Here is a 13,445-nt window from a genome sequence, read left to right as displayed (position 1 = left end):
CTACGCGAAGAGAGGCTTATTCTCTATGTTTGCTGTCGATTACACTTTAATTCAAATAGTAATGATATGAAGAACCTAAGAAAACTACATTATGTGAGAAATTTATTTCTCATTGTTTTTGCATGTATCATGGCCGGATGTGCCGATGATCTGAAGAACCCAATTCCTACGGTCGAGATTAATCCGGGATTTGCTACCTCCGGGTATGCGAAGATATCGGCTGTTTCACAAAATGAATCGGATACCTATAAGGCGGTTTATAGTCGCCAATATGGTATATCCAGAGATCTGACGATGTTATTGACTGTTAGTGAAGAGGCGTTGAGTGCTTTTAACGCGGCTAACGGGACAACTTACAAGATGCTTCCGGCTGAATATTATACGATGCCGGCAAGTGTGAAATTTGATGTCAAATCGAAAAATGCGGATTTTGAAGTAGTTGTTAAGTCCAAACAGCTTTATAAATCCGCCGGTTCTGTACAAAATGCATCCCAGTATGCTTTGCCGATCCGGGCAATTGCAGAGAAATCAGAAGGGGTAGATGAGGATGAAAGTGCTAATACGGTGATTCTCCATATTGATATGGCAGCGGCTACCGTAACAACTACTGTCCCCAGCGCTCCCGTTAATCTTTTCTTTGTCGAAGAAAGCACAGCCAAAGAAACAAAAACGATGGAGGCTAACCTGAACTTTACGGGTATTGATGCGAGTGCCATCTCTTTGACCGTCGACAAGAATGCCTCTTTGTTGAGCGACCCTCAGTATAAGCTACTTCCGGAAGCAAACTATTCTCTTGGGCAGGTGAAATTAGACGGCACCAAGAAACTGGCAGCCGATATTGAGTTTAATGCCAAGAATTTGACGGAAGAATTTATTTATGTATTGCCTTGTTATTTTAAATCTTCTACTGTTGATTATGCTGTGGCACAGAACGAGCCGGTTTATTACCTGTTGAATATTACCGGTGTGCAGGTATCTATTGAAGATGCCGTAGATGAAGAAGGTGAATTTGTGCTTAAAGGGGCGTATTCTCTTTCCACTCCAGTTAAGGGAGCAGTTACTGTTTCTGCCAACTCCGTATTGCCGGAAGAATTGACTATCAATATGGTTTATGATCCTTCTCTGATTGCAGCATATAATGCCACAGAAAAGACAAATTACAAGACTCTTCCGAGTGCAGATCTGATCAAGATTACCAATGGTAAGATCAATGCTGGTTCGAAAGGTGTTGATATCGCTTATGAGATTGATATTACCGGTCTTAAATTATCGGATTTCTACCTGGTACCGCTGGTATTGGTGAAGGAAGATATGGAAGTAGGTGAAGTGATAGGCTCTGAAGTGATCTACCTGGAGGTAGCGAAGAGCTTAGTGGGAACATACGATCTGACAGTGATTACCAATGAAAGAACGCGTAATGTCACGAACCGGATATTCCACGCAAAAGATTGTAGACGTGCTATTGAATGGGAGAATGTGCTCGATAAAGCACAATATGGCTTTGGTGGTGATGGCGAATGGTATGCTGTTCTCTTCTCGGTAACCGACGAAGATATGCCGGGTCAAGCGAATTGCAAGAAAATAGAGATCTATACTTTCCTTGAAGCCTTGAAAGCCTATGGTGGAAGCAACGATGTAAAGGATAATAAATCTTATTACAATATGGAAACAGGTGAGATTTATATCGACTGTTATGTGTATGAAAGCTGGCTTGATAAAGATTTAAAAGCGACCTATTCATTCAAGTTGCCGAAATAGGAAATCACCGGATAGAGATAATCTTGATCTATTAATTAAAACAAAAAAAGAAAAACATGAATATTTATTTGAAATCACATAGAATAGCTCGTAAAATCTCTTTTTACGCTTTATTCACATGTTTCTTTGCATGCGCTACGCTTTCTGCGAAAGCAAATGATAAAATAGGAACTGCCATGGGAGTACAACAGCAGACTATCCAGCTGCGAGGTGTTGTTTCCGATGCCTACGGGGAACTGTTGGTTGGGGTTAGTATTGTGGAAAAAGGTACGACCAATGGTACCGTAACCAATATTGATGGTGAATTTTCTTTGTCTGTTCGCGGTACGAACGCTCAACTGGAGATATCCTATATCGGTTATACGACACAAACGTTGACAGTAGGGAGTACACGAAACTTCAATGTTACCCTGCAAGAGAGTGTGACCGGATTGGATGAAGTGATCGTCGTGGGGTATGGTACGCAGAAGAAAGCAACACTGACCGGTTCGGTATCTCAGGTGGGAGGTGATGAACTGAAGAAAGTGGCTGCAGTCAATTTAACGAATACCTTGGCTGGTAAAACAGCAGGGGTAATTGCTAACGTTCGCTCCGGTGAGCCGGGCGAAGATAATGCCAGTATTTTGATCCGTGGTAAGGGTACTACCGGTAGTACTTCTCCATTGATCGTGGTAGACGGTATTGCAGACCGTAGCTTCTCTCGCTTGAACCCGGAAGATATCGAATCGATCTCTATCCTGAAAGATGCTTCGGCAGCTATCTATGGTGCGCGTGCAGCGAACGGGGTTATTCTGGTAACAACCAAACGTGGTAGAGAAGGAAAGGTGAATATCAATTACAGCGGTAGCTACTCTGTATCACAACCTACCCGCGTGCCGGAGATGTTGAACTCTTACCAATATGCTACTTATATCAATGAATACGATGCCGGTCACGGACTTTCACAGACCTATTCCGATGAAGCAATCGAGAAAATATTGAGTGGAGAAGATCCAATCAATTATGGCGATATCAACTGGTGGGATGCCGTAGCTAAAAATTGGGCACCGCGCACACAACATAGTTTGTCGGTAAGCGGTGGTTCTGAGAAAGTATCTTTCTATACCTCTTTCCAGTATATGTGGCAGGATGCTATCTATAAGGAAAGCGCACAAAACTATGGACAGTATCAGTTCTCAGCCAATGTAGATGCAAAGGTGACGAAAGCAATCAAGTTTAGCTTAGATATTTTGGGGCGTCAGGAAGCGCGTAACCGTGGTATCTATGCTACCGATTATATGTTTGAATATTTCTTGAAGACAAGCCCCATGGTACCGGCAAAGTACCCGAACGGTTTGTATCGTGCCGGTGTAGATGGTCTTACCCGTAACGCGGCTATCATGGTAACGGATTTGCCGGGAACAAATAGGTACAAGAACAATACACTGAATCTGAAACCGCGTATTCGTATTGATTTGGATGTATTGACTAAAGGGTTATACCTGGAAGGATATGCCGCTATCGACTTGACTTTTAATAACGGTAAAACAATCAATCATCCGTATGATATTTATGAATACAATGGTACGACAGGTGAATACGACAACCTGCGTGCACAAACAGGACAGATTTCATTGAACTCATGGGCAAACAACTCGGATCGTACTACACTGAATGGCCGAATCGGGTATAGTAACACCTTTGGAGATCACAAGATCGACGCGTTTGCGGCTTATGAACAGTCTGTTTATAACTATAACACGGTAAGTGCATATCGTACGAACTACCTGTCTACAACCATTATGCAGATCTTTGCAGGTAGTGATAATCCGGAAGATATGAGCAATGGTGGTTCCGGTAGCAAAACAGCTCGCCAGAACTATTTTGGACGTGTGAATTATAACTATAAAGACAAATACCTGGCTGAAGTAACCATGCGTTACGATGGTTCAATGAATTTCCCAAAAGGGAAACGTTGGGGACTCTTCCCTGGCTTCTCCTTAGGTTGGGTATTGAGTGAAGAAGATTTCTTTATTCCGGCGAAAGACTATGTAAACTTCCTGAAACTGAAAGCCTCATGGGGTATGATGGGTAATGATAATGTTTCGGCATTCCAATACCTGGCTCAATATGCCTTCGGTACGGGTATGATGTTTGGCGACGAAGTGTACAAAGCGGTTTACCAGAGGGTTGAAGCTAACCCGAATATCACTTGGGAAACAGCTAAGACATGGAACATCGGTGTGCAAGCACAATTCTTAGAAAACAAATTCAATCTTGAATTTGACGTCTTCAAATCAAAACGTGATAATATCCTTCGAGCAAGAAGTGCGTCAATCCCCTATTATGCCGGTCTTTCTTTGCCATCAGAAAACATTGGTAAGATGGATAACCAGGGATTTGAAATCGTTGCAGGCTATCAAGACCGTTTGGGCGATTTCAACTGGGGTGTTACCGGTAACTTCACATTTGCAGAAAACAAAATGATTTATATCGATGAGGCAGTTTCAACTCCCGAGTGGAAAAAAGCAACCGGTCATCCAATCGACTCCTATACGCTTTACGATGCGTTAGGTATCTATCAGACAGAGGAAGAGGTGGCAAATTCCGTTCATATCGAAGGAGCTCAGCCGGGTGACTTGATCTACCGCGATATCAACGATGACGGTGAGATTACGACTGATGATATGCTTCGTGTCAATGCTTCTCCAACGCCTAAGATCATCTACGGTTTTACATTCAACGGTGGTTGGAAAGGATTAGACCTGAACGTTTTCTTCCAAGGACAGGCAAAAGCACAATTGCTGGTGCAGCCGAGTATGAATATGATAACAACTTTCTATGAAGGACGTTGGACTCCTGAAAAAGGGCCAGAAGAAAACCTGAATGCAGAATATCCACGGGCGATGATCAAGCAGACGTATGGTGACAAATTTAATGGTGACGGATCTACCTGGTGGTTGCGCAATGCGGCATTCCTTCGTTTGAAATCGGTGGAATTGGGATATACTTTACCTAAGGCGATATCTCAGAAAGTTGGCCTCGAGTATCTACGTGTATATGTGAACGGAAATAACCTGTTCACAATCGATAAGATCAAAGATTTCGACCCGGAACTTACAAACGGTATCACGGCTTATCCGTTGCAAAGATCATTTACTGCCGGTTTAAATATCACTTTCTAATATCAATAGTAAAAATTAAATTATCATGAAGATAAAAAACTATATTATATATGGAATCGCGTTGGTGGCGAGTTTCAATATCGTGTCTTGTGATGTGTTGGATGTAGATCCGATGGATTCATATAGTGATGCTGCTGTGTGGGGTGACTTGGCATTGGCAGAAGCCTACTTGAATACCCCATATACAAAGATAATGCCGGAGTCAAGAAAAGGATCCAGGTATGCCAGCTTGACGGAAGAGATCTATCAAATGCACCTTTATGGAACAGACAATGTAAGGCAGGGATATATTTCTCCTGATGTTTCCGGTTTCGGATGGGATGATGATATGTGGAATCCCTGGAACTATTATTATGGCGCTATTAAGCAGGTAAATGCATTTCTTGAAAAGATAGCTGATGTGCCTGTTGTCAATGACGGTGACGATGTATGGAAAGAAGAATTGACCGGACAGGCTCATTTCTTGCGTGCTTTTTTCTATAATCAGTTGTATAATATCTTTGGAAGAGTGGTTCTCCTTGATAAAACATTCTCTATCGATACGGAAGAATTTACTGAAACAAGAGCTTCTATTGAAGATGTAACTGCCTTTATTGTGGCAGATTGTGATAAGGCAATCAGTATGTTGCCGGTCTCTTATGCTTCCGCCGGTGACTTCGGTCGCGCAACCAAAGGAGCAGCAATGGCGCTGAAGGCAAGAACGTTATTGTTTGCCGCCAGTCCGCTGTTTGATGCAAACTATCCTACCCGGAGCAAATGGGAGGCCGCATCGGCTGCCAATAAGGCCGTTATCGACCTGAATGCCTATTCCCTGAAATCGGTTAGCTCTTCGGCTGATTACACAAAACTGTTCAATGATCCGCAAAACCCGGAAATCATTTTCCAGAAACTGTTTGATGGAAAAAGAACAGTAGGCACTAACCAGACATTCCTGCATCAGTCTCCTTGCGGCTCAGGAAACGGCTATGGTGGTTGGGGCACAATCCAGCCAACACATAATGTTGTAATGAAATTCCAGATGACCGATGGTAGCCCGTATGTACAAGGTGGTGAAGACGAATATCCATGGGCTGATCGCGACCTGCGTTTGGAAGGCTCTATTATTTTGGACGGTTCAATGTGGGGCTATGGAAGTGATAACCGGGAAGTAGAATACTTTGTTCCGGGCGAAAAAGGTGTTGTGGCCGGAAGGGACAGCCGCGAAGGTTCTGCCTGGTGGAATGCTACTCAGACAGGTTATCTGGTAAAGAAAGGGTTGGATCCCGATTATGATGATCAAGGAACAGCTGCTCATACCTCACCGGGCATTATGATGCGTCTGGCTGAATTCTATCTGAACTATGCTGAATGTCAAATTGAGTTAGGGAATAATGCGGAAGCCTTAAAATATATCAATATGGTACGTGAGCGTGCCTTGATGCCTCCGGCAACCGGAGCTGATATCTGGGCAGATTATGAATATGAACGTCAGATTGAACTTGTTTTCGAAGGACAGCGTTGGTTTGATATCCGTCGTTGGAAAACTGCGGAAGCTATCTATAAAGAACCGATCATCGGTTTAGACATTAAGAAAATGTCAGACGGAAGCAAGAAATATATTGTTAAAGAGACACCGATCGAAACACGGAATTTCTATGCTCCCAAGAACTACTGGATGGCTATCCCACGCAGTGAATTGAGAAGGTCGCCTTCGTTGGATGCTGCTCCTTATGAATAAATAATTTTTATTTTCCCAAAGATAGAGATGGTTCGCCATCTCTATCTGTCATAAAACTATTTGATTAATAGAAACTTCAAAGAGAAGATCCTCCATAGTACTGAAGCAAGCACTATGGAGGATATATAAAACCATGAAAAAGACAATTTTAAATATTCTGTTTATCCTTCTGGTCTTTAGTGCTTGTAGCGATGATGATAAGAAAGATGTTATCATGCAGCAGTTTGTTTTCAATGTGACAACCGAAAGCATCTCTGCAGATAAAGAGCCCAGATATATCCTGGCTATTTATGATACAGACGGGAATCTTCAAAATATGTTTTCAGCCTCCAACCAAATGGAACAAACCCATGGCTCTTTTACGGTCAATCTGGATGTTTCCAAAACTTATACATGTGTATTTTGGGCTGATTTCGGAGAGGTAGGAAGCGCTAATAATTTTTATAATGTTTCCGACCTGAAGGCGGTTACTATGAATAAAAAGGCGAAACCGACAGATGCCTTTTCCGGCGTAGTGACCACTTCTATAACCAAGGATAAATATGATGTCAGGCTGTCGCATGCTGTAGCCAGAATCGATTATGTGGAAACGGACGATGTGGGAACCGGAAAGACATTGACAGTTGCCTATTCTGTTAACTATACCTCTTTGAATGTGTTGGAAGGAACCGTTGTTACTGGAAGTGGGAAAGATGAAAGATCTTTCTTGTTAACAGAAACAACTGGTAAATTGGTCTCTGATTATATTTTTGCGCCGAAAGAGTCTGCGCGGATGGATATAACTCTGCAAATAGGCAATACTCCCTCCCGCGAGATAAAAGATATTCCTCATCAGGTTAACAAAAGAACGAAGATACAGACTGCGTTTTTGAATACGCAGGCTACCTGTGAAGTAAATATTGACGATAAATGGGATGAAGTAGAAGGAGAAGGTGGAAAAGTAACCTACTTCCCGAAATGGGTATGCAAGGACCTGGCTAACTGGAGTGGGGGATCTAATGATTTCCAGAATCCAAACAGCCAGTTCAGTGTTCACCGGATGATGGAAACTCCCAATCTGGTGGCTTTCTGGGAACCTCAATTCGGCAGTGATCCGGAGACATGTAGTAATTCGGACTATCGCTTTCCCTTGCGTGACTTGATGGCTGAAGCGGAAAAGATGTACCGTTTCTTCCGCGATGAGCTGAAATTTGCAGAAAAAGGAAACTCGCTCTCTGATGACTATCGATTGATTCTTTTCTTTTATTATAGCGATGAAGGGACGGTTTACGGAGGAAGTGCAGACGATAAGGTAGGAGCTATGTGGATCACCCCTAACCGGGTAAAGAACGCACCGTATGGAGCGATTGCCCACGAGATGGGACACGCCTTCCAGGAGATTGTCCGTTTTGATAAAGGACGCAATTTCCCCGGTGGCAGTATCTTTGAAATGACCTCCCAGTATATGCTGTGGCAATACTATTCTAACTGGATTGTTTTTGAGAATTACCATCTGGTAGAGTTTATGAAGAAAAACCACAATGCCTTCTTGCATGAAACCAATATGTATCATTCTCCCTTTGTGTTGGAATATTGGGCAAGCCTTCATGGAAAAGATGTGATCGGTAATCTATGGCGTAGTGTGCAGGGGCAGGAAGATATCGTATCGACATACAAGCGATATGCCAGCTTGACACAGGCCGCGTTCAACGACGAATTACACCGGGGATACCTTCGTTTTATGACTTGGGATATGGATCGTATCCGTACGGTTTCCGCTCCATATATCAATCAGCACAAAACAAAGCTGGATGCATTGGATGACGGCTGGTATCAGGTGGCAAAAGAGAATTGCCCTCAAAACTATGGTTACAATGGTATTCGCCTGGAAGTACCTGAGGCAGGCACCAAGGTGACGCTCGACTTTAAAGGTATTGCCGGTGCGAAAGGATACAGCGCTTATAATCTGGATAAAGCCGGTTGGCGCTATGGCTTTATGGCTCTGACAAGTACCGGAGAGCGGGTGTATAGTGAAACGTATGCTGAAACAGAAGGTCAGGCTACCTTTACTGTGCCCGAAAAAACAACCTATCTTTGGGTAGTGGTAATGGGCGCCCCGACATCACATGCTACTTTGAATTCCAGTCGCGTAGAAGAATGGCCCTATCAGATTAAACTGACAGGGACAACAATCATTCAATAACACACTAAAAAAGATTTTTCATGAATAAATACACTTTAGTCTTTTTGTTTTTCATGGCTTGCCTGTCGCTTCATGCGGCAGGTAATGCTTATTCGCTTACCTCGCCCAACGGGAAACTGGAAATAACGTTGACAGCCGGCGAACAACTCTCCTATACCCTGACACACGACGGACAGGTATTGGTAAAAGAGGGTACGATCGGCTTGCTTCTGGAAGACAGGACGCTGGGAAAGGATGCACGCGTGAGTAAGCGAAAGACACGATTGGTCAACGAAGAAATCACTTCTCCGAACTATCGGGTGAGTTCCTTTGCCGTTTCTTACAATGAGATGGATATCACTTTCCGGGGTAACTACGGTGTCCGTATACGTGCTTATGATGAAGGGATTGCTTATCGCTTTTACACTACCTTCAAGCAGCCCATTATTGTCAAAGATGAAATAGCCGAGTTTCATTTTGCGGAAGATCATCTTTCGTATAGAGCCTATTCTACGGCTGCCCAAGGAAAAGATCCGTATGCGATGGCATTTCAGAACTTATACACAAAAGCAAAACTAACCGAAGCAAACCCGGACAGGGTGGCTTTTCTTCCGGTTACCATCGACTACGCAAATGGTATCAAATTGACGATTACCGAATCCGATTTGGAAGCCTATCCGGGTATGTTTATCCGAGGGGATGGGAAAAACGCGCTCCTGAAAGGCGAGTTTGCTGCTTATCCTTCCCGTATGGATCGTTATCCATGGCGGCATATGACCTATGTGGCAGAGCGTACTGATTACATAGCCAACGTGGAAGGTACGCGCAGCTTCCCCTGGCGCATATTAGCCGTTTCCGAAAAAGATACGGACATGCCTTTGAATAACCTGGTGTATGCCTTGGCTTCCCCGAACCGCATTGGCGACTATTCCTGGGTGAAAGGTGGCAAGGTGGCCTGGGACTGGTGGAATAACTGGGGTATCTACGGAGTCGACTTCAAAGCCGGTATCAATATGCAGACCTATAAATATTACATCGATTTTGCTTCGGAAAACCATATACCTTATGTTATTCTGGATGAAGGCTGGTATGATCCCAAAGGGGGTGATATGCTGACCGTGATTCCTGATCTCAACCTCCCTGAACTTATAACATACGCTAATAACAAAAATGTAGATATTATTCTGTGGACTGTGTTCAATGTCCTGGACGAACAATTGGAAGAGGCCTGCCGGAAATATGCCGCCTTAGGCGTGAAAGGATTTAAAGTAGACTTTCTGGATCGCGATGATCAGACGGCCGTGGAGATGGCCTATCGTCTTGCTGAAGCGGCCGCGAAACATAAACTGACGCTCAACTTCCACGGTTTCTATAAACCGACAGGACTGAACCGCACCTATCCGAATATTATCAATTTCGAGAGTGTATTTGGCATGGAAGAGGTGAAGTGGAGTACGGTCGCGCAAGACATGATGCAGTACGACGTCATTATGCCCTATATCCGCATGATGGCGGGGCCATTGGATTATACTCCGGGAGCTATGCGCAATGCGACAAAGGCCGATTTCAAGGATATCTATAATAATCCGATGAGCCAGGGAACCCGTTGCCATCAGTTGGCTACCTATATCGTGCATGATTCTCCCATTACTATGCTGGCTGACAATCCGACCATTTATAGGGAAGAACAGGAATGTACTGATTTTATAACGAGTATACCAAATACGGGTATCGACGAGACACGTATCCTTAGTGGAACATTAGGCGAATATATCATTACAGCTCGCAGAGTAGGAGACGACTGGTATATTGGCGGTATGACGAACTGGGACAAGCGGGAGCTGGAAGTCGACCTCTCTTTCCTCAGTGGGTCAAATTATGAAGCCACCTTGTTTAAAGATGGAGTCAATGCCGACAGACAGGCTTCTGATTATAAAAAAGAGATGTTTACAGCAACCAGGAACGATAAGTTAAAGGTTTCCTTGGCGCCGGGTGGAGGATTTGCTCTCGCACTCCGGAAGAAAAACTAATGCAAGGCAGATATTGTGATTAACAAAAAAACATTTGAAATATGAAGAATGTAATAAAACTTTTACTGGCGGTTGCTTTCTTCAATTCTTGCGATATGAACAATAAGGAGGAGGATTTTGTGCCGATTCATGAAGTGGCCTTTACAAATGTCCGGTTTACAGATGATTTTTGGGCTCCGCGTATTGAAATCAACCGTACGGTATCTATCCCTTCGGCTTTTCATCAGTGCGAGATCAATGGCCGTTTCGATAATTTCGCTTTGGCCGGCGGATTGATAAAGGGTGAACATCAGGGAGATTTCTCTTTTGACGATACCGACCCTTATAAAATCATTGAAGGCGCTTCTTATTCATTAGCCGTAAAATACGACGCGAAATTGGATGCATACCTGGATAGTGTGATCACTCTGATTGCTGCCGCCCAGGAACCTGACGGTTATCTGACTACCTGCGTGACCAACAAATGCGAACGTCTGTCGCGTTGGTGGGGTAAATCGCGCTGGGAACGGATCAACAGCCATGAACTTTATAACAGTGGACATCTGTATGAAGCGGCTGTAGCTCATTATAAGGCGACAGGCAAACGGACGCTCCTGGACGTGGCTTTGAAGAATGCTGATCTGGTATGTGAAACATTTGGCTTGGGCGAAGGGCAGATCAAGTACCCTTCCGGCCATCCTATCATTGAAATGGCGCTTGTAAAGCTCTATAATGTGACGGGCGAACAGAAATACCTTGACGAGGCTCGCTATTTTGTGGATGAAGCAGGTCGGTTGTCGAACGGACGCAAACCGGGCATCTACAGTCAGGACCACAAGCCGGTTCTCGAACAGGATGAGATCGTAGGACATGCCGTACGGGCAGGCTATTTCTACTCAGGTGTGGCCGATGTGGCTATGTTGCAGCGCGACGCTGAATTGCTTCATGCTGTGAAACGGGTGTGGGATAATATGGCCGGTCGTAAACTGTATCTGAACGGCGGGATTGGCTCGCGTCCGCAGGGTGAAGGCTTTGGCCCGGATTATGAATTGAATAATTTTAATAACTATTGCGAAACTTGTGCTTCTATTGCGAATGTGTATTGGAATCACCGTATGTTTTTGGCTACGGGCGAATCAAAATACATCGATGTGATGGAGCGTGCTTTGTATAATGGTGTGATTGCGGGTGTTTCCCTGAGTGGCGATAAATTCTTTTACGACAATCCGATGGCATCCAACGGTGTGCATGAGCGCGAGGAGTGGTTTGGTTGTGCCTGTTGTCCGGGCAATGTGACCCGCTTTATGGCTTCTGTGCCGGGTTATGCCTATGCCGTCAATCAACACAAATTGTTTGTCAATATGTATGCGGAGGGAAGCGCTTTGGTCGATCTGGACGGAATAAAGGTGGAACTTTTGCAACAAACCGACTATCCCTGGGATGGCGATGTGGCGATCACAGTCAATCCTTCGGAGGAAAAGACCTTTTCCCTGATGGTGCGTATTCCCGGATGGGCTACGGATCAGCCGGTTCCGACCGATCTTTACCGCTATGTAGATGAGGAGCAGCCTGCGGTTACTATTGCTGTAAACGGAAAGAAGATCAACCTGAAAAAGCAGGATGGTTATGCGGTTATCAAACGTATCTGGAAAGCCGGCGATATAGTATCTCTTCATCTGGATATGCCGGTTCGCCGCGTGCAGGCGTGTGAACAAGCGGTGTACGACGAGGGTTTGTTGGCTATGGAACGCGGTCCTATCCTATATGCATTGGAAAGTATCGATCAGCCGAAAGAATTTCTTTTCGATATCGTGATTCCCCGTGGAGTGAAAATAGCCTCTCAGTATGATAAAAATATGCTCAACGGCGTGGTGGTGCTTACCGGCGAGGCTCATATGGTAGAAAAAGAGGGCGAAAAACCCTTCACCTTCAAGGCGGTGCCTTATAGTGCCTGGAATAACCGCGGAAAGGGACAATTGGTGGTGTGGACGCCCGAAACAAACGAAAAGGCGATCATCAAGCCCGAACCAACCATCGCTTCCCGTGCGAAGCAGATCGATGGTATAGGTTTCAACGATCAGTTCGAACCCTCTTCTTCGGCCGATATCAACACACCTTATCACTACTGGTGGCTGAAATCGGGAACTGAAGAGAGCATCGGCTACCAGTTCGATCAGCCGGAGACTGTCTCCAGCGTGGAGGTTTACTGGTTGGCTTTTGAACATTACGATGTCATTTATAAAGAACCGGAATCCTGGAAATTGCTTTACAAAGAGGGCAATACATGGAAAGAGGTGAAAAATCCATCCGGTTATGGTACCGAAATAAACAAGTATAACAAAGTGACTTTCGATCCTGTGACGACAACCGAACTGAAACTTGTAGCCCAACTCCAGCGCCCTAAAACCGATAATGTATCGGAAGAGAAAGGACCCCAGGTGGTGGACGTGGCTCGCAAAGGCTATTCGGGGGGTGTCATTGAGTGGAAAGTAAATTGCTCTACGCTTCGCTAAGCGATTGCTAATTGACAAAATGATAGCAAAAGTGCCATTTTGCTTTACAATATGATACGTTAAAAAATGTTTCTCCCGGGACTTTGTGAAAAAAGTCCCGGGATTTCGAAAAAAATCTCCTGC

General features: G+C 44.4%; 6 protein-coding genes. All 6 read left to right on the top strand.

Translation table 11 applies throughout. The features are described from left to right. The first annotated feature begins 93 nt into the window (after positions 1 to 93). The 6 genes from M2137_RS04190 (at position 94) to M2137_RS04165 (ending at position 13,322) form a co-directional block, all read left to right on the top strand. The gene (locus M2137_RS04190; protein ID WP_280765203.1) at positions 94 to 1,758 is read left to right on the top strand and encodes a DUF1735 domain-containing protein; all 1,665 of its coding nucleotides are present in this window, start codon (positions 94 to 96) and stop codon (positions 1,756 to 1,758) included. Positions 1,759 to 1,934: 176 nt separating this feature from the next. Continuing rightward, positions 1,935 to 4,922 (top strand): TonB-dependent receptor, encoded by a 2,988-nt coding sequence (locus M2137_RS04185; RefSeq protein WP_280765202.1) that lies wholly within the window; start codon positions 1,935 to 1,937, stop codon positions 4,920 to 4,922. Positions 4,923 to 4,947: 25 nt separating this feature from the next. After that, positions 4,948 to 6,639, top strand: coding sequence for a RagB/SusD family nutrient uptake outer membrane protein (locus tag M2137_RS04180; RefSeq protein ID WP_280765201.1), 1,692 nt, complete (start codon positions 4,948 to 4,950; stop codon positions 6,637 to 6,639). 133 nt (positions 6,640 to 6,772) lie between these two features. Continuing rightward, positions 6,773 to 8,821: a DUF6055 domain-containing protein gene (locus tag M2137_RS04175; protein ID WP_280765200.1), complete on the top strand. Its 2,049-nt coding sequence runs from the start codon at positions 6,773 to 6,775 to the stop codon at positions 8,819 to 8,821. Between the two features lie 53 nt (positions 8,822 to 8,874). Further along, complete coding sequence (locus tag M2137_RS04170; RefSeq protein WP_280765268.1) at positions 8,875 to 10,830, top strand: glycoside hydrolase family 97 protein; 1,956 nt, start codon at positions 8,875 to 8,877, stop codon at positions 10,828 to 10,830. A gap of 41 nt (positions 10,831 to 10,871) precedes the next feature. Then, a complete protein-coding gene (locus tag M2137_RS04165; RefSeq protein WP_280765199.1) occupies positions 10,872 to 13,322 on the top strand; it encodes a glycoside hydrolase family 127 protein in 2,451 nt (816 codons plus the stop codon). Positions 13,323 to 13,445: the final 123 nt, after the last annotated feature.

It is taken from the genome of Parabacteroides sp. PFB2-10 (assembly GCF_029893085.1).
Taxonomy (GTDB): domain Bacteria; phylum Bacteroidota; class Bacteroidia; order Bacteroidales; family Tannerellaceae; genus QVMG01.
This window is presented reverse-complemented; position numbering and strand designations above follow the sequence as displayed.